Genomic DNA, 23,296 nt, shown 5'->3' on the forward strand with positions numbered 1-23,296 from the left:
GTGCAGTTCAATTTACTCTGACGTTTTTTTATTTTGCTATAGAAACGATACGCATTCAAACTTACTTATCTGCTGCTCGTTTTTTGTCTTCCTTTTGTGAACCACTCGGACTTTGGCTTCAATGGAGGGTTAGACTTAGGTTTTGCTTTAGCTGGTTTGGATGCCGCTGATTTTGTTGCTGCCGGTTTTGTTGCCGCAGGTTTAGCAGTTGCTGGTTTGGAATTCGACGGTCTGGAAGACGATGGTCTCGAAGCTGCTGCTTTCGAACCTGACGGTTTCGCCGAACGATCTGTCTTCATTTGCGTTTTACGAGACATCGGATAAGGATGATCCTTAACTTCCGGAATCGATTTTCCAATCAATTTTTCAATATCTTTAAGGAAAGGAAGCTCTTCAGCTTCGCAAAAAGAAATTGCCGTTCCGCTCAATCCCGCTCTGCCTGTACGACCGATCCGGTGCACATAGGTTTCCGGAATGTTCGGTAAGTTGAAGTTAATTACGTGAGACAGCTCATCAATATCAATTCCCCGGGCAGCTATATCCGTAGCTACGAGAACACGAGTCGCACCGCTTTTAAAATTCCGCAAGGCGTTCTGGCGATCATTTTGAGATTTATTGCCGTGTATGGCTTGAGCAGCAATGTTCACTTTAGCCAGATCGCGGGTAACACGGTCCGCACCACGTTTGGTACGAGTAAACACCAAAGCTGAAACGATGGATTTATCCTGTAATAGCAGGTTCAACTGGTTTTGCTTATTTCCGTTCTCTAATAAATAGATCGATTGATTGATTCTATCCGCAGTAGATGACACGGGTGTGATTTCTACCTTCACTGGATTCACAAGCAATGTTTTGATCAATTTAGAAATTTCAGTTGGCATCGTTGCCGAGAAAAACAGAGTTTGCTTCTTCGTAGGCATTTTGGCGATGATTCGTTTCACATCATGAATAAAGCCCATATCCAGCATCCGGTCAGCTTCATCCAGAACTAAAATTTGTACATATTGCAGATCTACACGTTTCTGATTGATCAGGTCGATAAGTCTACCAGGGGTAGCAATAAGAATATCGGCACCTTGATTCAGTGCGCGTTCTTGCACTTTCTGTGACACACCGCCAACAATGGCAGCAGAGCGGATATCTGTATATTGGCTATACGCTTTTATGTTATCAGCAATTTGAATCGCTAGTTCTCTTGTCGGTGTTAAAATCAACGAGCGAATGCGTCGCACATTATTGGATTTGTTTGGGTTGGATTGTTCGCTTAACAATTGAATAATAGGCACGGAAAATGCAGCTGTTTTTCCTGTTCCCGTTTGTGCGCATCCAAGTAAATCTCTACCCGCTAATACAGCTGGAATCGACTGCTCCTGTATTGGTGTAGGTGATGTATAGTTTTCTTTGCTTAAAGCCTTCAAAATTGCAGGCACAATATTCAGTTCATTAAATGTCATTGGGTCTCCTTAATTTCTAATACATATATTCTTAACAATAAATCCTTTTGTCACGTCATAAACCATAATCATAACACAATAAGTTACATAATAATAGATTTTCTTTATCATCACACCAATTTTCATTAAAAATCCATTTCAGGATACTATTCGTTCTGCTCGTACAGAAATATTTTGCTAACCGTAAAATACTCCTCCTCAATTTATCCTGGGGCGTATCATTTGTTGATCCTGTTGATCCTGTTGATCCTGTTGATCCTGTTGATCCATCGGACTCAGACGCCCTTATTTTGAAGATTCATGGTTTTTGGCGATGCTATCGGACTCAGATGCACTTATTCACACCTTCGAAGCCCAATTCAGTACAAATATAAGGCAATAAGAGCTATGCGGTCCGATACCTTGGCAAAATAGATCAAAATGCTGAAATAGCTGCGATACAGTCCGATATGTACAAGCGGTCGGGTAAACCACGCAAACTTTACAGCACGCGGATCAGACACACAATCCTTACAGCACGCAGATCAGACACACAATCCTTACAGCACGCAGATCAGACACGCAATCCTTACAGCACGCGGATCAGACACGCAATCCTTACAGCACTCGGATCAGACACGCAATCCTTACAGCACGCGGATCAGACACGCAATCTTTACAGCACGCAGATCAGACACGCAATCCTTACAGCACGCGGATCAGACACGCAATCCTTACAGCACGCGGATCAGACACACAATCCTTACAGCACTCAGATCAGACACACAATCTTTACAGCACGCGGATCAGACACGCAATCCTTACAGCACGCGGATCAGACACGCAATCCTTACAGCACGCGGATCAGACACGCACAAAAAAGCGGAGGATTTCTCCCCCGCTCCTTATCTTTGCTATAACTATGATGACTATTCTACGATTTCAGCAGTATCGCCGTTGTTGGCACCTGCAGCGTTAGCTTCGTCAGTGTCAATATGCATATCCAGTTTAAAGCTGTCTGATACGCGTGCAATTACGTTCTCCAATACGAGACCACGATCGCCTCCGAGACGAACTTTAAGCAATTGCTTATCAGCAATGCCCCAAGCTTCAGCTTCAGAAGTATGGAAGTGAATGTGACGAGCGGCGATGATAACGCCTTGTTCCAATTCTACTTCGCCAGCAGGTCCTTTAAGCGTAATGCCAGGTGTTCCATCAATATTTCCAGATTCGCGAACTGGAGCTTTCACGCCAAGTGCGAAGGAGTCAGTACGGGAAATTTCTAATTGGGAAGCCGGACGAGCAGGTCCCAAAATTCTTACTTTGTCAAATTTACCTTTGCTGCCGATAACTGCTACTTGCTCATTTGCTGCAAACTGTCCTGGTTGAGAGAGGGGTTTGAACTCCGTTAGTTGATATCCTGGGCCAAACAAAGCCTCCACATGCTCTTGCGTAAGGTGAATATGTCTAGCCGACACACCTACGGGTACAGTCTTACTCATAGTAAAGTCACTCCTTGTATTTTCTCTAGTATCTGTACAAGCCATTAACCATTATACATCTTCTTAACCAAAAATAAAAAGCCCCACATCATAACGAGGGCCTTTTTTTCGACAATTCATACTTTTAGAACAGGATTGTCATGATTTAGACACCTGTGAAGGTAAGTTTGTACGCAAGTAGGAGACCGCATTCTCATATAACCAACCTTTAACGGAAGCTTCTGGATAGTAACGAAGCAGGTGCTCGGCAAGCTCAGGGTATTTTCCCGGATGTTCCATATTCTCTACCCAAGTGTCAATGCCGTCAAAGTCCGAACCAAACATCATATGTTTCTCCCCACCCAGACTACATACATGATCAATATGCTTAAACAAATCATCTATACGAGCTTTTCCATCATCACATACAAACCACGGATAAAAGGTCAGGCCCATTCTTCCGTCCATTGCAATTAATGCTTTAATCTGTTCATCATTTAAATTTCTAACATGCCCGCAGATCTTTGCGGCGTTCGAATGGGAAGCTATAAACGGACGTGTGCTTAAGTCGGCTAGCTCCCAAAAACCTGCTTGAGACAAATGTGACACATCAAGCAACATTCCACTGTCGTTGCACCATTCGATCAGCTTTCGCCCTTTTTCCGTAAATCCGCCGTTGCGCTGCTCCAATACTCCGTCCGCTGCCCAATTGGCATAATTCCAAGTGATCCCCAAAAACCGCACGCCAAGCTCAAAGCAGAGCTGTGCATAAAATAGGTTCCCTTCTAGACCGTCTACACCCTCCAGAGAGAGCATTCCCCATGGAGGTGCTCCAACTGCTCGTTTACCTACCTCCTCCTTCCAACGCAGCCACTGAAGGCTCTCTGCGCCTAATATTTTTTTCCGGAACAAATCAATTTGTCCTAAAACATTCTCAAAGCTAGGTCTACCTCTACTTGCCGAAAGGTAGATCGCAAAAATCTGCAATTCTACACCGCCCGCTACCAACCGCTCTCCGGTAACATCCAACCGGGGATCATTCTTAAAATCCATATCCGGTGATGCTTGCATTTTACTCAGCACATCACAATGAAAATCCGCAACCTGTAGCTTATCGGTTCTCATCCCAAGCCCTCGCTTTCATGCAGCCCTATTCCAGATTCTATGCTTAAAAACGCCAGACTATATACCAAAAGCAAAAAACCTGTTTACATAAGTAAACAGGTTCATCGTTCTATGCTTCTATTATCTGGGTTCTACAATCAATTTAATCGCGGTTCGATCCTCTCCATCAATCACAATGTCTGTAAATGCCGGAATGCAGATCAAATCTACTCCGCTTGGTGCAACAAATCCCCGGGCAATGGCAACTGCTTTGACTGCTTGATTCAGTGCTCCAGCTCCAATAGCTTGTAATTCGGCCGATCCACGTTCACGAAGAACACCTGCTAAAGCGCCGGCGACGGAATTTGGATTGGATTTAGCTGATACTTTTAATACATCCATAGTAAGTACCTCCCCTGGGAAAATAATGGTGTTCTTCCACTACTTTAGATGTTATTCGCGAGAGAAGAAATAATTCCTTCTTTTTGCGGACTACTCTGGAGAAAATGGTACAATAGATACTCTTTTTCGATATAATAAATATCACACTTTACCCTTATTCGGCGAAATTACCCAGAAAATCACTTATCTTATCCTACTACTAGCTCATTACCCATTCATCTTCACGTAGCCGTATTTTCTCCAGACGGGTAGCCGCGCCAGTATTCTCGTCTAATTCTGCAAATAAACCGTGAAGCTGCCATTTGCCTTCATCAACAACAAATCGTGCTGGAAGCTGTGTAGTGAACTTATAAAGTACTGCATCTCTTTCCATACCCAGAATCCCTTCGCTTGAACCAACCATACCCGCATCGGTCAAGTAAGCCGTTCCACCTGGCAAAATCACATCATCATTCGTCTGCACGTGAGTGTGGGTCCCAACTACAATTGATGCGCGACCATCCATGAAATAGCCCATGGCGATTTTTTCAGAGGTAACCTCTGCATGGAAATCAACGAGAATGCATTTATGATCTCTACGTAGCTCTTCCACAATTTCTTCACCCACACGGAAAGGGCAATCAATCGCAGGCAAAAATGTACGGCCTTGCAGGTTAACTATAGCCAGCTCTTTCCCGTTACCTTTAACAACCGTATATCCTCTTCCTGGTGTTCCTGGAGGAAAATTAGCAGGACGGATAATCCGGGCCTCATCGTCGATAAACTCGAAGATATCCTTGTTGTCCCATGTGTGATTACCCATGGTGATTCCGTGAACGCCCCAGTTAAAAAATTCATTTGCGATCGCTTTAGTAATCCCTCTACCGGCAGCAGAATTTTCACCGTTAACTATGATTATATGTGGTTGATATTTGCTTTTTAATGAGGGCAACATCTCCCGAAGTGCCTTCCTACCTACACTACCTACGATATCTCCAATGAATAGTACTTTAATGTTTCTCTCCTCCTAATCTTAACCTCTTCATCTAACGGATAAGTCTTCATATTTAAAAGAAAAAAGGCCCCGCTTAGGGGCCAATTTTCATCAAATATAAGAAAGTATAAGTTATATCTTATCCTTTAACCTTATATTCCTAGCAGAAACATGTACCAGGAAACAATCATAAATATCGTTATTTCCGAAGCGTATGTTATCTACTTATTGCCTATTTAGCGTATTCAACAGCCCGTGTCTCACGAATAACGGTAACCTTGATATGTCCTGGATAATCCAGTTCACTTTCAATCATCTTCGTAATATCGCGAGCAAGACGGAATGCCTCTGCATCGTCAATCTTCTCTGGCTGTACCATCACGCGCACCTCACGGCCCGCTTGAATAGCAAATGATTTCTCAACGCCTTCGAATGACTCTGAGATTTCTTCCAGTTTCTCTAGACGTTTAATATACGTTTCCAGTGTTTCACGGCGAGCACCAGGTCTAGCAGCCGACAATGCGTCAGCGGCGCCAACCAACATAGCAATAACCGAGGTAGCTTCGCAGTCTCCATGATGAGATGCGATACTGTTGATAACAACCGGATGTTCCTTATATTTCTTCGCTAGTTCAACGCCGATCTCAACGTGCGAACCTTCCACTTCATGATCCAGCGCTTTGCCGATATCATGAAGTAATCCTGCACGTTTTGCAAGCACGATGTCTTCCCCAAGCTCACCGGCCATCAGTCCTGTTAAATAAGCAACCTCCATGGAGTGCTTCAATACATTTTGACCATAGCTTGTACGGAATTTCAGACGCCCCAGAATCTTGATCAAATCTGGATGCAAACCGTGAACGCCCACTTCGAAAGTAGCTTGCTCACCATATTCCCGAATCCGTTCGTCCACTTCTTTGCGGGATTTCTCCACCATCTCTTCAATACGAGCGGGGTGAATACGTCCATCAGCCACCAATTTCTCAAGTGCCGTACGGGCCACTTCACGGCGGATTGGATCAAATCCCGACAAAATAACTGCTTCCGGCGTATCATCAATAATGAGGTCGATACCTGTAAGAGTTTCCAACGCACGAATATTACGGCCTTCACGACCAATAATCCGACCCTTCATCTCTTCATTCGGCAACGTAACAACTGAAACCGTTGTTTCCGCCACGTGATCAGCTGCACAGCGTTGGATAGCGAGTGTAATGATTTCACGGGATTTCTTATCCGCTTCTTCTTTCGCCTGCTGTTCAATTTCTTTGATCATTTGTGCCGTTTCATGGCGAACTTCTTGCTCAACATTGCTAAGAATGATACTTCTTGCATCTTCGATGCTTAAATTGGAGATACGTTCCAATTCAGTGACTTGGTTTTTGTAAATAACATCAATTTGCTGTTGGGTTTCATCAATTCGTTTCTCTTTGTTAGCTACTTGTTCTTCTTTTCTTTCAAGCGATTCCATTTTTTTATCCAGAGATTCTTCCTTTTGCAGCAAACGTCTCTCTTGCCGTTGGATTTCATTCCGACGTTCACGAGTTTCTTTCTCAGCTTCAGTACGGATTCTATGGACTTCGTCCTTAGCTTCCAATACTGTTTCTTTCTTCAGCGCCTCAGCGTCCTTCTTCGCATTCTCAACGATGACAACGGCTTCTCTTTCTGCGCTTTGGATTTTAGCTTCTGCAAGGGATTTACGAATAAAATAACCGAACCCAAAGAATATTGCAGCTACAACGAGAACGATAATGACCCAGATCCATGATTCCAGCATCTGTTCACCTCCTCGTTGGTTCCTCTCCAAGGTATATCCCTGGGAATTGTGCAGTTGTTTAACTATCCGTTCATCACCATACAAAAAACCGGTAAACAACCGATTGCCATACTGCACATGCTGCACATGCACACTGCCCGCCTTATCCGGCGATTACATTTCATATGAGTTGTACGTGAACCGTTTAAAACAGTCTCCTTTTTGGGAAGGAAAAAGGATTCTAATTTTATGCCGATTCATGTTATATTTTATTATTTATAAAAAGACATTGTCAAGAGAGTCGATATACGCATTAATGTCAAGAGAATCAGTGATTCTAGTAAAACTCCTCATCTTCACCTTCATAATTGTCTTCCGCAAGTAAAGTATTGATCACTTGGCGAACCATATCGCCCGAGAATCCACGGCGCATAAGGAAGGCTCCAGTCTTTCTTCGCTTATCTGAAGCGTCTCCACGGATGAGATTCCATTTCTTGCGCCCTGTTTCGAGTGCACTCTCCAGCTCTTGTTCAGGAGTAATATTCTCCAAAGCTTCCGATATAAGGGTTTTGTCAATCCCCTTCTCACGTAACTCTTGTCGAATCCACATCTTCCCTTTCCGCTGGTTCGCTATTCGTTGCTCCGCCCATTGCTTAGCATATAAAGGGTCATCAAGAAATCTTTCCTGCTGTAGCCGCTGCACCACTTCCGCAATAATAGTCTCTCCTATTTCCTTCTGGCGTAAACGGCGAGTCATTTCCATAGCGGTGCGTGGTTTACGTTCAAGATAACGGAGGCCTTCCACATAAGCTCGTTGACGCTCATCAGCTACAACAATTTCTTCCAAATCAGCCTTCATAAAAGAATTACCAGTAATCATTCGATATTTAATCATGACGTCCTCGTGCACAGTCATGTTATATGCTCCGAAATGTATGATATAACGGTGGTCAGATTTCTTTTGACGTTCTACTTTAGTGATCTCTAAGAGTTCTCCTTCAGGAAAATCAGATAACACCTGCTCATCTTGTTCTTCTGCTTCAAAATCCAGTTGTATTACCATAGTTGTTTGTCACCTCATAGCAATAGATCAGTTATCGTCTTACTTTCAATACTTGTTAAGAAAAGACACCCTGCAACAATCAATCACAGGGCGTCCTATTGTTTAATATACTATTCGATTTCGAGGAGCAATTTTTCTTCTTCCTCTTGCTCTGCAACAATCTCATCATTATTCGGCGCAGCAACAATAGTGGATAAATTACTTGCTTCACGGATCTTATTCTCAATAATAAGGGCAATATCCTGATGTTCCTTCAAAAACTGCTTAGCATTCTCACGACCTTGGCCGAGACGCTCGCCTTCGTAGGAATACCATGCACCACTCTTATTCACGATATCCATTTCAGTACCGATATCTACAAGACTTCCCTCTTTGGAAATCCCTTCACCATACATGATATCAACATCAGCCTGTTTAAATGGAGGGGCTACTTTATTCTTCACAATCTTGATCTTAGTACGGTTACCAACCACATCGTTCCCCATCTTGATGCTCTCTACGCGACGTACATCTAAACGTACAGAGGAGTAGAATTTCAATGCACGACCACCCGGAGTTGTCTCAGGGTTACCGAACATAACACCGATCTTCTCACGAAGCTGGTTGATAAAGATAGCAATCGTATTCGATTTGCTAATGGCACCAGAAAGCTTACGAAGTGCTTGAGACATCAAACGAGCTTGCAGTCCGACGTGGGAATCACCCATATCGCCTTCAATTTCAGCCTTAGGTACCAAAGCAGCAACGGAGTCAACGACAATAATGTCAACGGCTCCACTACGAACAAGTGCTTCGGCGATTTCCAGCGCTTGTTCACCCGTATCTGGCTGAGAAAGCAGCAATTCATCGATGTTTACGCCCAAGTTACGTGCATATTTCGGATCAAGCGCATGCTCGGCATCGATAAAAGCAGCTTGTCCGCCTTGTCTTTGCACTTCTGCAATAGCATGAAGAGCAACTGTTGTTTTACCTGAAGATTCCGGTCCGTATACTTCAATAATACGTCCCTTTGGAAGTCCGCCTATACCTAACGCAATATCAAGTGCCAAAGATCCGCTAGGTACAACTTCCACTTGCATATGCGTGGATTCTCCCAGTTTCATTACCGAACCTTTACCAAATTGTTTTTCTATTTGACGAAGCGCCATATCAAGCGCTGCACGACGATCTGACAATCAGACCACTTCCTTCACTGTTTATAGTAATATAATAACGTGTTTTTAAGGTCTTGCCAAGCTTTTTTTCGAACATACATTCGTTTTTTTTGTCTTGGGCGTTATTTATCCCTTTTATTGTAAGCCTCCCTCCGGAGATAGAAGTTAATTAAATTCTCCACTTCACCGGACATCAACGACTTATGATCATGAGAAAGCATCGTGATCAAAATCTCTGCAAATATACAAAAAACCGCAGCAAAGAAATCTCAGTGCCACGGTTCTTCCGTATGTGTTTATTATAACTGGGCTAATCTCCCATTACAAGTCTGAACCCTCAAGAGGTGTCTCCACCTTGCGTTCCTCAAGTCTCCGCCAGAGACGATACAGCAAAGCCTTAACTGTTCGTAAGCGGATATTTTCCCGCGTACCTTTAAGATTAAGCTCATAAACCTCTGTCTTACGTCCCCGTTCAGCCAAGCCGATAAATACAAGTCCAACAGGCTTTCGTTCAGAATAACCCGGTCCAGCTACACCTGTAACAGATAAGCCGAAATCGCTGTCTGCAATCATTCTCACTTGGTCAGCCAACACCTCGGCAACTTCTCGGCTTACGGCTCCAGGGGCATTGGGTCCCTCCAAATAAGCACTTGGCACATTCAGCAGCTTTTTCTTTAAGTCATTTGAATAGCAGACGATTCCGCCGGCAAACATCGAAGCACTGCCTGGAATATTTGTTATACTCTCCATCAGCAAACCTCCGGTGCAGCTCTCTGCCGCACTTAAGGTCAGGCCGGCATCCGCCATCCAATCCACTATCAATTGCTCTAGCGGCACATCAATGTTCGCATACAAATGTTCCGGCAAAATCTCCTTGATTTGTTGTTCCAGTATCTCCAGCTTTTTTGTAGCTTCATGCTCAGAAGGGGCCTTTGTCGAAATACGAACAGTTACCTCTCCCTCTTTGGCATACGGAGCAATCGTTGGATCAGTCTGACTGCGAATCAGCTCAATGAGCTTGTCCTCCAGCAGTGATTCTCCGATGCCGGCAAATTTGAGCATTTTTGAATAAAGCGGTGTTTCGTTCGTCAAGGCGTGCTGCTGTAGCCACGGTACTGCTTTATCTACGAACATCGGTTTCATCTCACGAGGTGGACCTGGAAGCACAATATAATATTTCTTCTCATGCTCAAAAGCAATCCCAACCGCAAGACCGATTTCATTCGGCAACGGTGTAGTTCCTTCAATTATAAGTGCCTGTTTGCGGTTATTTTCGGTCATAACGATCTTACGATCATCAAAGAAACGTTGTACATGATCCATCGCCAAACGATCAATGTGGAGCGTTCTACCTAGCGATGCAGCCAGTGCGTCTTTAGTCAGATCATCCTCAGTGGGGCCAATTCCGCCTGTAAAGATAATAACGTCGGCCCGACTCTGAGCGATCTCGATGGCTTGCTGCAGGCGGCTGCTGTTATCACCGACAACAGTTTGAAAGTATACATCGATCCCGATGGCAGCTAGCTCTATAGACAAAAACTGGGCATTACTATTCACGATTTGACCGAGCAAAAGCTCTGTCCCTACTGCAATAATCTCCGCTTTCATACCTGGCTTTCGCCTCCTAGTTATAATGTAGGTACACTGCTTTTAGATTTCAAAAAAGGTAATAGGTGCTTCACCTATTACCTTTCCTTGTATGTCCAGCTTACATTCTTACGCATTATGCAGCTGTAGCAGATCCTTATTCTTCACAAAATAATCAATTCCAGAATAAATAGTGATCAGCGCTGCGGCCCAAATAGCAATATCGTCTACAGGAATACTGACAAATTGAAATGGGAAATTATTCAACAACAGCAGTGAGATCGCAACAATTTGTACAACCGTCTTTATCTTGCCCCATTTGCTGGCGGCAACCACTTTTCCCTCTAGCAATGCAATCTGGCGAAGTCCGGTGACTGCAAACTCACGACTGATGATTACAATAGCAATCCATGAATCGCATCTGCCCAGCTCCACAAGTGAAATCAGAACTGCAGATACCAGCAGTTTGTCCGCAAGTGGATCAAGGAGTTTACCGAGATTGGTGACCATATTATATTTCCTAGCAATGTAGCCGTCTATTCCATCCGTGCTGGCCGCAAGCAAAAAGATTACAGCTGCTACCAAATGATTAACAGATAGCTGAAACGAGCCCCAATGTATCGGTTCTGGATAAAAACTGAAATCCACCAGTAAAAAAAACATCATAATCGGGATCAGGCAAATACGAGCTAGCGTGATGCGGTTGGGCAAATTCACTGAAGTTTTCCTCCCCTAAATCGTTCATACAAATTGCCTAAATCAGGCTAATCCATTTCTACTTAAGCAAGTATATTATAGCAATAAATAGGTGTCAAAAAAACAGAAAGCACCCCGCGTTGTTAGTGCTAATAAGCACTGCGGGGCACAAAATTCTATTTCATGTTCATGAATTGTAGATCCAGCGGCAAATCAGCTTTACGCAAAATCTGAATAATCTGCTGCAAATCATCGCGGCTCTTGCCGGTTACACGAATTTGATCCCCTTGGATCTGGCTCTTCACCTTTAATTTTGAATCACGGATCAGAATATTAATCTTTTTCGCATTCTCCTGATCAATGCCTTGCTTAAGCCCTAAACGTTGACGTACAGATCCCAGGGAAGCCGGTTCTACTTTACCAAAGTCCAGATTCTTTAGGGTGATGCCTCTTTTCACCATCTTTGATTGTAAAATATCAATAACAGCGTTTAGCTTATATTCGTCTTCAGAGGCGATTATAAGTGCGTCTTTCTCCATCTTCAGACTGCTTTTGCTGTTCTTAAAATCAAAGCGGTTGTCGATCTCTTTCTCTGTTTGGTGAATAGCATTCGTTAACTCCTGCATATCCATTTTGGATACAATATCAAATGAACATTCTGAACTCATTAAACTCCACGTCCTTTATACAATTAGTCTGCTACTATTATAAGAGAATGGTACTATTAAGTCTAATTTTGGATAAATCATTATGTAGCTCACCCGACATAGAAAACAGCCCCACTAAGTGGAGCTTTTCCTTCGAGTGAGTTTGGTTCAAAGGGTAGAAACACGTCTCCACCGGAAGTACGCCGTTGGAGACGTTCATTTCTACAGCTTCTATCTGCTTCGGACCGGATTACGAAACATATCCAGAATTCCTAGCACAATATGTGCAATACCGAATCCGAGAATTCCGTATCCCCAAGCACCTGGTGTCAAATAGTATCCGATGAGACTGACAACAACCCCAAGGCCAGCTACAATCCAGCTAACTGTCATAAGATGTACACCTCACTTTGGCTAAAACTGAAAACAGTCTTATGTTCTCCCTAAAGCCAAAGTCTATACATCCTATTTGTTATTCGCCTGTCCCTTCACTTTGGGTACCTTCACTTCCAGAACCGTCGTCAAGATTAAGCAGGAGACGTGAAGAAGTCTTCTCATCCGTGATTACTTGACCATTTACGGTAATCTCAGTTGCTGGGGAATACCCAGACTTAATATACATGCCCTCACTACCAAGAACGAAGCTCATAGTTTCTCCTGCAGCTGTATTTCCGAAGGAGAGTTTTTCACCTTTAGAGTTCTCGCCTTTGTAAACTTCAAGCCAGCTTACTCCGGATGCAACAATCTCAACCTTAACTTCGCTTCCGGCAGGAGCTGTGACCTTAAATTTCGTTGTTTTGCCTGACTTCCCATCTGGTGTAACCGTGATAGATTGAGGAGTCGGCGTTGGTGTCGGTGTTGGCTCCGTAGTTGGCTCTGTAGTTGCTTCAGCACCTGCCGAGGAAGTAGGTGCTACAACACCGCCTCCTGATGCGGGTGGAGAAGTTTGTGCTGTATTAGGATCCTGCACATTATTGGTGATATTTGTTTGATCAACTTGATCAGGGTCTGCTTTGTTTAAACTAGAAGCATAAATGTAAATCACTACAATAATCAATATAGGGAATGTCCACATTAGCACCGTTGGCAGCCATTTTGCATTCCGTTCGGTTTCGGGTCTACGGCTGCGCTTTTGAATCACCGTCTCCATGGTCGTGTCTGCGGGTGGTGCAGGTACGTTCCCATGCTCCTCGAGCAGTTCGTCAGGACTCATGCCTACTGCTTCTGCATACGTTTTGATAAACGCCCTCACATAAAAACTTCCTGGAAGCACCTTGTAGTCTCCAGACTCGATGGCTTCCAAATACTTTTTGCGAATTTTTGTTACTTCCTGGACATCGTCAAGACTCATCCCTTTTTGCAGACGTGCCTCTTTCAATTGCCGGCCCAGTTCCGACATACCATCACCTCCTGTAAGTTCTATGAATGTAAACTTCCTTAACCAGCTTTATAAATAAACATGCTCGGAAGTGTATTCTTCATTGTTTGTGTTCTATAAATCATCACTGTAGCTCGTCGTAAACGACTCGTACAAGATTTCTTCAGTTGGATTATTCCGCAGCTCAATAATAATATCAAAGTCATCATAACTGTACTCAGATTCGCGTACGAAAATATCTGGATGCTCTATAACCTTTGTGCTTGGCATGCTCATAACATTTTGTAATAAATTATAATGTTTCTCATTAGAGCGGATCGTACTAACTATACCATCAATAATAAATACATTATGTGGGTTCATCTCATCTTCAGCCAATTGACTCCGCACCGTCTGCCGCAACAGTGTGGACGAGACAAATGTCCAGCGTTTCATAGCACAGACACTGCCAGCTATAATGGATTCCGTCTTTCCTACACGGGGCATACCACGCAGTCCTATAACCTGATTCCCATCTTTTTTAAACAGCTCACCGAGAAAATCAACCAATAGACCTAACTCATCACGGGTGAAACGAAACGTCTTCCGATCATCTGAATCCCGTTCAATATATCGCCCATGGCGCACAGCCAGCTTGTCCACGAGCCTAGGAGACCGCAGAGCTGAAACTGTAATATTATCAACTTTTTTGAGCATTTCGCCCATCAGCATAATTTTCTCATCATCATTGGTCTCCAGCAACATTCCGCGAGTTTTTCCTTCAACTCCATTAATCGTCAGAATGTTAACTTCCAGCATCCCTAACATTGAAGCGATATCACCAAGCAGACCGGGTCTGTTCTTGTGAATCTTGTATTCCATATACCACTGTTTATATTCCACTTGTACACCTCATAGATTCCTTTTCCCTACCCTTTGCCAATACAGCAAAAAAAGCTGCCCCGGCAAAGCGGTCTTTTACACGGGTCATGTTAATGATATATAAAATAAAAATGAAAGGCAAGGTCAGTCCTGTAATAATTGCAGAAAAGCTCCCACAGGGGGAGCTTTTCCGCAAGCTTAGGCGTTGTCTTTCGCCAACTTGACCATGAGTTTAGCAATCGTTTGCTTTTCTTCATCGTTGCCGACATCCCATAGCTCTTTGATCGCACGGTTTTGAGTGTTTGCTGGATCCACTTTTTCATCAAGGAATTCCCCGATTTCAAAAGCCAGCTTTGAGATTGTGTCTTGACTCATCCCAAGTTTCTCCGCCTGTACAACCCGTTTACCTAGGAATTTCTTCCAGGTGTCAAAATTTTTGATTACGCTATCGTCTTGTGTCATCTTAAATCCTCCTTCATGTTTACGGTCGAACACCTGCATACAGGCTGTAAGCCGCCTTACGAGAGATTAAAAAACAACACTTATAATATGTCTCAGACGATAGCTTCTTATGCTGGAGCTTTTCTCCAAGTTAAGCATTACGTAATCCAGCCACCGTTAGGGCTAATGATCTGCCCAGTAATATACCCGGATTCTGGCAGTGCCAAAAAGTAAATCAATGAAGAGATTTCGTTCGGAGTAGCCAAACGTCCCGCCGGAATCTCATCCTCCAGCATCCGGACTTCATCCTCCTGTAGGTTAGACAACATATTCGTATTAACCGCTCCTGGAGCTACCGCGTTCACAGTTACGCCAGAAGGTGCTAATTCTTTGGCTAACGCCTTAGTAAAAGCATTTACTCCGCCTTTACTGGCTGAATAAGCGACCTCACAAGAGGCTCCCGATATTCCCCACACGGAAGAAACGTTGATGATTCGGCCATAACGCTGGGATACCATGTACGGCATAAAAATCTGGCTGCACATAAAGGTACCTTTCAAGTTAATGGCCATAATATCGTCCCATTCCTCTTCACTCACATCAGCCAGCATCCCGTAATGAGATTTACCGGCATTGTTAACAAGAATATCTGGCTGCATTCCATTACTTTCAAGCTTCTCCGCCATTCGTACAATCTGACTGCGATCCTTCATATCCGCATTTACAGTCATTACCTTTGCTCCAAGGGCCATACAACGCCGAGCGACATCATTAGCAGCTTCATGTGAGTGCTTGTAGTGAATAACAATATTCATGCCTACAGAGGCAAACCGTTCAGCAATGGCGCCACCGATTCCCCCGCTGCCCCCTGTCACCAGAACTGTCATTTCTCCTAAAGGTTTGTTGCTCTCTCCCAAAAGCGCCATTTAAGGACTCACCACTAGTGAAACAGCGAGCTGCTCCCAATTTACATGGGCATGTAAACGCTCATTCACTTCAGCTAAAGTAATCGATTCGTAAATAGGCAGAACTTCAAACAGGTCACCACCGCGGAATTGGTAACGTGTAAATTCATGTGCGATACTTTCAGGGGAGTTCAGCATGCGCAAATATCCGCCTATTTTCTTTTTCCGTGCCCGCTCGAAATCCTTCTCAGCAAAGCCAGACTTTAAGATCTGATCTACTTCTTCTTTTATTCGTTTTAGAAGCAAATCAGGGTCCTTGGTATCTCCACCCATAGCTGAAAAAGCATATTGTTCTGAACTATTAAATTCATGACCAAAGCTGTCAGAGATCAGTTCTTCATCATAGAGCTTTTGGTACAACGCTGTGCTGCTGCCAACCAGCAAATCAAGCATAAGCTTAGTGGCCAGATCACGCTTAAGCGCAGCTTCACCTGTAAGACCATCAACTTTTTCCTTAAATCCAAACATAATCTTAGGCATCGAAACGGCGAGTTTACTTTCCAAGCGCTTCGTAGCGACTTGTTCCGGCTCCTCTTCAAAAATACGCTTAATCTCACCTTGTTTACCATAAGATTTACCCTGCTGATTGCTGCGAATCAAGGAGAATACCTTCTCCGGATCCACACCACCTACTACGAACAACAGCATATTGCTGGGATGATAAAAAGAGTTGTAACAAGTGTACAGTGTTTCTTTCGTAATCGTACTAATTGATTCTATAGTTCCGGCAATATCAATCCGAACCGGATGTTTCGAATACATCGCCTCAATAAGGCCAAAGTACACACGCCAGTCTGGATTATCTGCATACATATTGATTTCTTGACCAATGATCCCTTTTTCCTTTTCTACATTCTCATCCGTAAAATAAGGTCGTTGCACAAAATCAACGAGTGTACTAAGGTTGGTCTCTATGTTTTCTGTTGCCGAGAAAAGATAAACCGTCTGATCGAAACTTGTAAAAGCGTTAGCTGAAGCTCCATTTGAGGCAAAAGTGGCAAAAATATCGCCTTCTGGCTCTTCAAACATTTTGTGCTCCAAAAAGTGAGCTATACCATCAGGAACAGTGGTCTCTTCTCCACCTGCGACATGAAAATGGTTATCTACAGAACCGTATTTAGTTGCAAATGTGGCGTAAGTTTTTTTGAATGTTGGTTTTGGCAATACATAAACCTGAAGCCCATTATCCATCACCTCATGATAAAGGGTCTCTTGAAGTCTGTCGTATTGAATCTGTTCCATCTCTATTCCTCCTTCCCTGTCAAGAAATAAATCGTATCCAGCTGAAAGGTCTCCGCTGCGGCTTTTACTTCCCCTGCACCGATTTGTTCCACCTCTTCTAGCAGCTGATCCGCTGTCCGTTCTTTTCCTGACAACTGGCGGTTGAAGTCGTAAGAGATCATCTCAAAAGCAGAATCCGGAATCTCGGAAAGCTGATTGCGGATCATGGCTTTGGTCTGGCTTAACTCCAGATCACTGATGTTGCCAGCTTTCATCTCTTCCAATTGTTTCTCTATAATTTCAACAGCTTTGTTGTAATTTTGCGTTTCGATGCCTGATTGTATCGTTCCAATCCCCTTGTGACCGTCATAGCGTGAAGAAGCATAATATGCAAGACTGGCCTTCTCTCGTACATTGACGAAGAGTTTGGAGTGTGGATACCCTCCTAATATTCCGTTGTACATAAGTGCGGACGCATATGTATCGTCCTTATACGTAATTGATGTGCGCAGACCCATGTTCAACTTGCCCTGACTGACATCCAGCTTCTCCTCTACCGTCCTTACCTCGCTGACGGATACTGGGACAAACTTGGAGCTATATAAGCCCACCTCCGACTGAATGCGTCCGAAGTGATGCTGCACAAGCTTTTCAACTTCCTCAGTAGTCGTATCTCCCACTACATAGAGATCCAAAATAGCTCCATCCAGCCATGAATTATAGGATTCGTACAAACTTTTTGGGGTAATCCGGTCCAAATCCGCTCTTTGACCCAGTGGATGAAGACGATAGGGCTCGTTACGGCACATTTCTTCGATACAGCGCTCCGCTGCATAACGAATCTTATCATTTACGATAGATTCCAGCTTCTTGCGCACTGTTTCACGCTCTGTTGCAACATAGGAAGGACGGAAGCTTCCATCCTCGACCAATGGACGGGTCAGGACTTCTCCTAGAAAAGCAAAGGATTGTTCAAGCAAGCTCTCCTGACTCTGCACGAAGGAGTCATTAATGGTGTCCATGCGAAACTGAACAATCTGATAATCGCCTCTTTTATAAATATCAAAACCAAATCCAGCGCCATACAGCTCCTCCAAACGCTCGCGGAATTGAGTAGTCTCTGGATAAGAAGCGGTACCTCTGCGGAGCACAAATGGAGCAAGTGCTGTAGGGGTGACCATATCCTCATTAAGTGGGACGCCGGCATAAAGTGAGATGGCGTAGGTCTTGAACGCCTTGGTAGGCATCACGTGAATACGCATACCTGCAACGTTGCCATGCTGAAATACATTATTAGTCAAGTCCAAAACTCCTTTACCGCGTGGATAGTTGCTCATTAACATGTTTATGAATTAATAACCATTCTAAACCATTCCAAAGTAAGGAAGCAACCGGATGCCTCTTCCCGGTTGCTCTCTGGATTTACTTCTTTACTTATCTACATACAGAAAATATGCTGGCCGATAGTCTTGACCTGTGGACGAGTCCAAATCCATTTGGAGGTCGCCGTTTTAGGGTTGAAATAATACAAACATCCACCCGAAGGGTCCCAGCCATTCAGCGCTTGCTGCACTGCTTTTCGTGCCTGCTCATTTGGCTCTAAATAAATCTGCCCGTCAGCTACAGCTGTAAAAGCTCCCGGCTGAAAAATAACGCCAGACGGTGTATTAGGAAAGCTCGGAGATTTTACCCGGTTCAAGATTACTGCAGCAACAGCAACTTGACCTTCGAAAGGTTCACCTCTTGATTCACCATAGACGGCATTAGCCATAATTTTGAGATCATTTTCTGATAATCCCATCGTATTCCCTGAAGACAGAGACGCTGAATCCGAATTATTGGTTGTATTTGTTTTGTTACCGGTGTTGTTGTTTGCTGTATTATTTCCGGTTGCTGAAGCCGACTCTGTCGGCTTCCAGTTCTTAGTTGCGTTATACAATTTCAACTTAGTCTTAGCGCCTACGATGCCATCAGACTTCATTCCAAACTTCCATTGAAACCACGTTACTGAATTTTTCGTTTTCGGACCAAACTGACTGTCTATTTTCCCTTCATAAAAGCCCAGATGTTTTAAACGTCCTTGCAACTCATAAACATCCTGACCAGAAGAACCGAGTTTAATCGGAGTCGTGCTGAAGGCAGGCAAGGCCTCTTCTTCAGGATGATTTAGTTCATGGACAAATGACGCAGCAGCACTTTGCTTGGTCTGTACTATGCCATTACCCTGGAGCAACATTCCTGCAAACGGTGCGGCAGCAAGTGCAAGGGTTAAAGAAGCAAAGATCCACAACTTATGTTTCTTCATAGGGGTTCGCTCTACCTTTCTTTTGTGAGTTCTGCATGAATGGCTAAAGTTATTATGACGACTGTCAGGACATCCTATGCATTACTAAAAAAGAAGTAATAGCATTTCATTGTAATTGAGAATGATTATCAACTATAATCGAAATAAGAAAACGTTGGAGTTGATATTAATCATGAATTTAAAGGACCACATGTTATTGTGGAACCACGCATTAATAGAAATTATTGATATACGCCATACTTTTCAACGATCAGGTGATCTGAATTCACATTATCAGCTGCCCTCAAGTGCATTCTTGTTGATCATAAACGGCAAGGCCGAAATACTAATTGACGAGGTCCCGCACGAGATCAGCAACTTTCATATCCTTCATGGTGGAAAAGGAATGAACATTCAATTTTTACGCATGGATGAACTACTGGAGTATTACTTAATTTTATATAAAGCAAACCTTTCACTCGCCTCACGCAACAATCTAAAAGCAATCATGGAACACAATAATCCCTTTAATCTCCAATATGGATTTACGCCTACTAGTCCACTGCCCTTATTTGATAAGATGGAGAACATGTTTACTGATTGGAGCAAAACAGGGATTTTGGATCGGCTGTATGTCAAAACACTTTTTTATCAATGGATTTATGAGATGCTTAGGCAGCTGCATACGCTGGAAACACAGTTAATTCAACCTGATCCGCTAGATCAAGCAATTCGCTATATGCAGACTTATTATAAGGAAACCTTCTCTCTTGAAAAATTAGCTAAAGCGGTAAACAGCAGCCCTAGAACATTATCCAGATTATTCAGAACACAGCTGCAGACTAGCCCTGCTCAGTACTTAATCAACATCCGCATGGAAAAATCGAAAATATTGCTCCTGAACACAGAGGCTAGCTTGCATGACATCGCAATTGCAGTAGGTTATCCTGATGGCTATTATCTAGGAAAAATGTTTAAAAAATATTACGGAATCTCCCCTGTCCGATACAAAAATAAAGTTATCACCCACTCCAGTTGGCGTGATATGCCATCTCAAGGTGCACAAATTGACATTGCCCGAACACAACCTCTCCGTTATATTGATTATGATAATCATTATCAATATAACGGAGAAGGGGAATTACCAATGTTTAGAAATGCCAAACCATCATTACTGCTCACCCTGTTATTATGCTTTACCATAGTGTTAAGCGCTTGTTCCACGGGAACCACAAATTCAAATGCATCAAGCAATAGGAAACCCACCCCCCCTCAGCAGAAACAAGTACAGGGGCAAATACAGACAAAGCTGCTGTCGAAGCACAAACCCGGATAATTTCCACAGTTAAAGGAGACATTGCCGTTCCCGCTAGTCCACAAAGAGTTGTAGTTCTTTATTTGCTCGGTGATGTACTGGCTCTCGGCATTAAACCTATAGGTGTATCCGATGTATCCGAGGGTGCAGCATTTGAAGATGAGCTAAAAGATGTGCAAAAGCTTGGCACCTGGTTTGAGGCTAGCCCTGAAGCAATCCTTGCTCTTAATCCCGATCTTATCATTGTGCCGTCAGAGGAAACTTATGAAGCCCTTCACCAAATTGCGCCAACAGTCTTAGTTCCGTATGAAAAAATGTCAACAGAAGAACGGGTGTCCTTTATTGGACAAGTCGTAGGCAAAGAAGATCAAGCAAAAGAATTATTTACTGATTTCCATAAAAAAGTTGAGGTCAGCAAACAAAAGCTGCAAGAAGCTGGTATTCTTGATCACACAATATCCATCATGGAAGGTGGAAAAGACAACAGCATGGCTGTTGTGGCGAGCAAACAATTCGGACGTGGTTCACAAATCATTTATGAATATTTAGGCATGAAGGCGCCGGACATCATTCAACAGAAAATAGATACGGCGACTGGTGCGGATGGGGAATCCGTATCCTTTGAAGTCCTTGGCAAATACAGTGGTGACTATATCTTCCGCTCCTCTTATGATGGTATGGCTGATCTGACCCAAAACCCAATTTGGAACAATATCCCTGCCGTGAAAGAAGGCCGTTTGATGGAGATCGATTTTGGCTTAGGTTATTACAGTGATATCTATTCTCTAAATGTGCAACTGGATTATATTGTTGAAGCTTTGCTTGCTGCGCCAAGAGTCAAATAAGTACTCAAGATACAAAAAAAGAGATGGTCCACTTCATAAAGTGATATGCTCCCCATATAGTAGACAGGTGAAATAATAAAAACCTGTCGCTGTATGGGGAGCATTTTTATGGAACAAAAGAAGTATACAGCACTGGAAAAGTTAACGATTCTCCAAGAAATTGAACGGGGCGACATTGGTTTGAAAGCTGCGGCCCGGAAGTATGGAATATCCAAAAACTCTATAGTGAAGTGGCGGCAACGTTATCAATTGTATGGATACGAAGGGCTGGAAGTCCGAAGCTACAATCGTACGTATTCTGCAGAACTTAAACTCTATGCCGTTAAGGATTATCTCGAGGGAGGATTGTCGCAAAACCAAATCATCTGCAAGTATAAGATTGCAAGTGCAACCCAACTCGCCAACTGGATTAGGAAGTATAATGGTCATAGCAACAGCTTAACAGCTCATTCAGGAGGAACTAAAGCTATGACCAAAGGACGCGTAACCACTTGGCAGGAACGGATAAATATCGTGCTGTACTGCCTTTCGAACGGAGAAGACTATGCGAAGGCGGCAAGCCATTTTCACGTGTCTTACCAACAAGTATATAGCTGGGTAAAGAAGTACGAAGCAGGTGGTGAAGAGGCATTACGAGACGGTAGAGGACGCACCAAAGCGCCTGAAGAACTTACGGAAGCAGATCGCCACAAACTCGCGATGCAAAAGCTGGAATACGAGAATGCACGCCTGCGTGCGGAGAATGCTTTTCTAAAAAAGTTAGAGGAACTCGAAAAGAGGAGGCGTTAAGAACCATTCGCCAGGTGAATATCTACCTGGCCATTCAGGCTGTTCAGCAGGAACAGTCTTGCTCCATTCGGCTTTTGTGTGACATCGCAGGGATTTCACGGTCAAGTTATTACAAATGGTTGAATCGCAAACCCAGTTTTCGAGAGGCTGACAACGAGAAACTGACAGAGGCCATGCTCCTCTTGTATGAGAAGGTGGAACGAACCTTTGGGTATCGCCAATTGACCCTGCATTTGCGCAGACAAATGGATAAATCTATTAACGCAAAGCGAGTGTACCGGCTGATGAGATGCCAAGGTATCCAGTCAGTCATCCGCAGAAAGAGAAAGAAGTATGTAGGCTCCACGCCTCAGCAGGTTGCAGAGAATGTGCTGAACCGTAATTTTGAGGCTGAAGCTCCAAACCAAAAATGGGTAACGGATGTAACGGAATTCAAATACGGCAACGGCAAGAAGGCGTATTTAAGTGCAATAAAAGATCTGTATGACAAGTCCATTGTTGCTTACGTTCTGGGTCATTCCAATAATAATTCGCTAGTTTTTAACACACTGGAATTAGCTTTGCAGGCAGCACCGGAGAGCCGAACCTTACTCCATAGCGACCGTGGTTTCCAGTATACCTCTCTGCATTTTAAGAAGATGCTGGACGATGCAGAACTGAAGCAAAGCATGTCCCGAGTAGGCTGCTGCATTGACAATTCGCCGATGGAATCCTTCTGGGGAACATTGAAATGTGAGAAGTACTACTTACATACCTACCAGACCTTTGAAGAACTCCAAACAGATATTGATACCTACATTCACTTTTATAATAACGAACGGTTACAGGCAAAACTAAACGGCCTCAGTCCCATTGAATTTAGGACTAAGGCCGCTTAAACTACTTTTATTTTTTGTGCTGT

22 protein-coding genes are annotated in these 23,296 nt (G+C 43.5%); 3 read left to right on the top strand and 19 right to left on the bottom strand.

The genetic code is table 11. The features are described from left to right. Window positions 1-65 precede the first annotated feature (65 nt). The 19 genes from NSQ50_RS18100 to sleB all read right to left on the bottom strand — a co-directional run bounded on the left by NSQ50_RS18100 (window position 66) and on the right by sleB (window position 19,467). Window positions 66-1,454: a DEAD/DEAH box helicase gene (locus tag NSQ50_RS18100; RefSeq protein WP_081387015.1), complete on the bottom strand. Its 1,389-nt coding sequence runs from the start codon at window positions 1,452-1,454 to the stop codon at window positions 66-68. Between the two features lie 908 nt (window positions 1,455-2,362). Next, a complete protein-coding gene (gene pduL, locus NSQ50_RS18105; RefSeq protein ID WP_036688383.1) occupies window positions 2,363-2,935 on the bottom strand; it encodes a phosphate propanoyltransferase in 573 nt (190 codons plus the stop codon). Window positions 2,936-3,073: 138 nt separating this feature from the next. Then, window positions 3,074-4,039 (bottom strand): dipeptidase, encoded by a 966-nt coding sequence (locus tag NSQ50_RS18110; RefSeq protein WP_076225234.1) that lies wholly within the window; start codon window positions 4,037-4,039, stop codon window positions 3,074-3,076. A gap of 120 nt (window positions 4,040-4,159) precedes the next feature. Further along, window positions 4,160-4,420 carry a stage V sporulation protein S gene (locus tag NSQ50_RS18115; protein WP_019910496.1) on the bottom strand — a complete coding sequence of 87 codons (261 nt, stop codon included), beginning with the start codon at window positions 4,418-4,420 and terminating at the stop codon, window positions 4,160-4,162. 199 nt (window positions 4,421-4,619) lie between these two features. Then, on the bottom strand, window positions 4,620-5,414 hold the full coding sequence (locus NSQ50_RS18120; protein WP_076100408.1) for a TIGR00282 family metallophosphoesterase: 795 nt from the start codon (window positions 5,412-5,414) through the stop codon (window positions 4,620-4,622). A 211-nt stretch (window positions 5,415-5,625) separates the two neighbouring features. Further along, window positions 5,626-7,170: a ribonuclease Y gene (rny, locus tag NSQ50_RS18125; protein ID WP_370510565.1), complete on the bottom strand. Its 1,545-nt coding sequence runs from the start codon at window positions 7,168-7,170 to the stop codon at window positions 5,626-5,628. 316 nt (window positions 7,171-7,486) lie between these two features. Next, window positions 7,487-8,212 carry a regulatory protein RecX gene (locus NSQ50_RS18130; protein ID WP_051491576.1) on the bottom strand — a complete coding sequence of 242 codons (726 nt, stop codon included), beginning with the start codon at window positions 8,210-8,212 and terminating at the stop codon, window positions 7,487-7,489. Between the two features lie 110 nt (window positions 8,213-8,322). Next, window positions 8,323-9,387 (bottom strand): recombinase RecA, encoded by a 1,065-nt coding sequence (gene recA, locus NSQ50_RS18135; protein ID WP_036688391.1) that lies wholly within the window; start codon window positions 9,385-9,387, stop codon window positions 8,323-8,325. 300 nt (window positions 9,388-9,687) lie between these two features. Next, window positions 9,688-10,974 (bottom strand): competence/damage-inducible protein A, encoded by a 1,287-nt coding sequence (locus NSQ50_RS18140; protein ID WP_036688393.1) that lies wholly within the window; start codon window positions 10,972-10,974, stop codon window positions 9,688-9,690. Between the two features lie 108 nt (window positions 10,975-11,082). Further along, window positions 11,083-11,670, bottom strand: a complete 588-nt coding sequence (pgsA, locus tag NSQ50_RS18145) for a CDP-diacylglycerol--glycerol-3-phosphate 3-phosphatidyltransferase (protein WP_036688397.1) — start codon at window positions 11,668-11,670, stop codon at window positions 11,083-11,085. A gap of 155 nt (window positions 11,671-11,825) precedes the next feature. Beyond that, window positions 11,826-12,317, bottom strand: a complete 492-nt coding sequence (locus NSQ50_RS18150; protein ID WP_036688400.1) for a YajQ family cyclic di-GMP-binding protein — start codon at window positions 12,315-12,317, stop codon at window positions 11,826-11,828. A 210-nt stretch (window positions 12,318-12,527) separates the two neighbouring features. Beyond that, window positions 12,528-12,689, bottom strand: a complete 162-nt coding sequence (locus tag NSQ50_RS18155; protein WP_169744781.1) for a hypothetical protein — start codon at window positions 12,687-12,689, stop codon at window positions 12,528-12,530. 79 nt (window positions 12,690-12,768) lie between these two features. Continuing rightward, the gene (locus NSQ50_RS18160) at window positions 12,769-13,695 is read right to left on the bottom strand and encodes a helix-turn-helix domain-containing protein (protein ID WP_076225235.1); all 927 of its coding nucleotides are present in this window, start codon (window positions 13,693-13,695) and stop codon (window positions 12,769-12,771) included. A gap of 93 nt (window positions 13,696-13,788) precedes the next feature. Next, on the bottom strand, window positions 13,789-14,556 hold the full coding sequence (locus NSQ50_RS18165; protein WP_036688406.1) for a DUF3388 domain-containing protein: 768 nt from the start codon (window positions 14,554-14,556) through the stop codon (window positions 13,789-13,791). 177 nt (window positions 14,557-14,733) lie between these two features. Next, complete coding sequence (locus NSQ50_RS18170) at window positions 14,734-14,997, bottom strand: DUF3243 domain-containing protein (RefSeq protein ID WP_036688409.1); 264 nt, start codon at window positions 14,995-14,997, stop codon at window positions 14,734-14,736. 137 nt (window positions 14,998-15,134) lie between these two features. After that, entirely contained in the window at window positions 15,135-15,902 is a 768-nt protein-coding gene (gene ymfI / locus NSQ50_RS18175) for an elongation factor P 5-aminopentanone reductase (protein WP_036688412.1), read from the bottom strand. After that, a complete protein-coding gene (gene yfmH / locus NSQ50_RS18180; protein ID WP_038571902.1) occupies window positions 15,903-17,183 on the bottom strand; it encodes an EF-P 5-aminopentanol modification-associated protein YfmH in 1,281 nt (426 codons plus the stop codon). Between the two features lie 2 nt (window positions 17,184-17,185). Next, window positions 17,186-18,424: an EF-P 5-aminopentanol modification-associated protein YfmF gene (yfmF, locus tag NSQ50_RS18185; RefSeq protein ID WP_235219574.1), complete on the bottom strand. Its 1,239-nt coding sequence runs from the start codon at window positions 18,422-18,424 to the stop codon at window positions 17,186-17,188. A gap of 176 nt (window positions 18,425-18,600) precedes the next feature. Further along, window positions 18,601-19,467 carry a spore cortex-lytic enzyme gene (gene sleB / locus NSQ50_RS18190; protein ID WP_036688421.1) on the bottom strand — a complete coding sequence of 289 codons (867 nt, stop codon included), beginning with the start codon at window positions 19,465-19,467 and terminating at the stop codon, window positions 18,601-18,603. A gap of 121 nt (window positions 19,468-19,588) precedes the next feature. Here sleB and NSQ50_RS18195 point away from each other — a divergent pair, with 121 nt between their 5' ends. From NSQ50_RS18195 to NSQ50_RS18205, 3 genes are all read left to right on the top strand, one after another. Further along, entirely contained in the window at window positions 19,589-20,782 is a 1,194-nt protein-coding gene (locus NSQ50_RS18195) for an AraC family transcriptional regulator (RefSeq protein ID WP_340949649.1), read from the top strand. Between the two features lie 62 nt (window positions 20,783-20,844). Beyond that, on the top strand, window positions 20,845-21,606 hold the full coding sequence (locus tag NSQ50_RS18200; RefSeq protein WP_256717130.1) for an ABC transporter substrate-binding protein: 762 nt from the start codon (window positions 20,845-20,847) through the stop codon (window positions 21,604-21,606). A gap of 108 nt (window positions 21,607-21,714) precedes the next feature. Further along, a protein-coding gene (locus NSQ50_RS18205; protein WP_094903917.1) for an IS3 family transposase occupies window positions 21,715-23,273 on the top strand; the annotation gives its coding sequence in 2 pieces (ribosomal slippage) (window positions 21,715-22,348 and window positions 22,348-23,273; 1,560 coding nt in all). Window positions 23,274-23,296 lie beyond the last annotated feature (23 nt).

The organism is Paenibacillus sp. FSL R10-2788, from assembly GCF_038003885.1.
Lineage (GTDB): Bacteria > Bacillota > Bacilli > Paenibacillales > Paenibacillaceae > Paenibacillus_AQ > Paenibacillus_AQ odorifer.

Bases quoted from the DNA above. Each gene is read 5' to 3' on its own strand.
- rny (WP_370510565.1), bottom strand. From the start codon at position 7,170: ATGCTGGAATCATGGATCTGGGTCATTATCGTTCTCGTTGTAGCTGCA.
- NSQ50_RS18100 (WP_081387015.1), bottom strand. From the start codon at position 1,454: ATGACATTTAATGAACTGAATATTGTGCCTGCAATTTTGAAGGCTTTA.
- NSQ50_RS18140 (WP_036688393.1), bottom strand. From the start codon at position 10,974: ATGAAAGCGGAGATTATTGCAGTAGGGACAGAGCTTTTGCTCGGTCAA.
- NSQ50_RS18130 (WP_051491576.1), bottom strand. From the start codon at position 8,212: ATGGTAATACAACTGGATTTTGAAGCAGAAGAACAAGATGAGCAGGTG.
- NSQ50_RS18155 (WP_169744781.1), bottom strand. From the start codon at position 12,689: ATGACAGTTAGCTGGATTGTAGCTGGCCTTGGGGTTGTTGTCAGTCTC.
- NSQ50_RS18170 (WP_036688409.1), bottom strand. From the start codon at position 14,997: ATGACACAAGACGATAGCGTAATCAAAAATTTTGACACCTGGAAGAAA.
- yfmH (WP_038571902.1), bottom strand. From the start codon at position 17,183: ATGGAACAGATTCAATACGACAGACTTCAAGAGACCCTTTATCATGAG.
- NSQ50_RS18160 (WP_076225235.1), bottom strand. From the start codon at position 13,695: ATGTCGGAACTGGGCCGGCAATTGAAAGAGGCACGTCTGCAAAAAGGG.
- ymfI (WP_036688412.1), bottom strand. From the start codon at position 15,902: ATGGCGCTTTTGGGAGAGAGCAACAAACCTTTAGGAGAAATGACAGTT.
- pduL (WP_036688383.1), bottom strand. From the start codon at position 2,935: ATGAGTAAGACTGTACCCGTAGGTGTGTCGGCTAGACATATTCACCTT.
- NSQ50_RS18150 (WP_036688400.1), bottom strand. From the start codon at position 12,317: ATGAGTTCAGAATGTTCATTTGATATTGTATCCAAAATGGATATGCAG.
- NSQ50_RS18110 (WP_076225234.1), bottom strand. From the start codon at position 4,039: ATGAGAACCGATAAGCTACAGGTTGCGGATTTTCATTGTGATGTGCTG.
- NSQ50_RS18195 (WP_340949649.1), top strand. From the start codon at position 19,589: ATGATTATCAACTATAATCGAAATAAGAAAACGTTGGAGTTGATATTA.
- yfmF (WP_235219574.1), bottom strand. From the start codon at position 18,424: ATGCGTATTCACGTGATGCCTACCAAGGCGTTCAAGACCTACGCCATC.
- sleB (WP_036688421.1), bottom strand. From the start codon at position 19,467: ATGAAGAAACATAAGTTGTGGATCTTTGCTTCTTTAACCCTTGCACTT.
- NSQ50_RS18115 (WP_019910496.1), bottom strand. From the start codon at position 4,420: ATGGATGTATTAAAAGTATCAGCTAAATCCAATCCAAATTCCGTCGCC.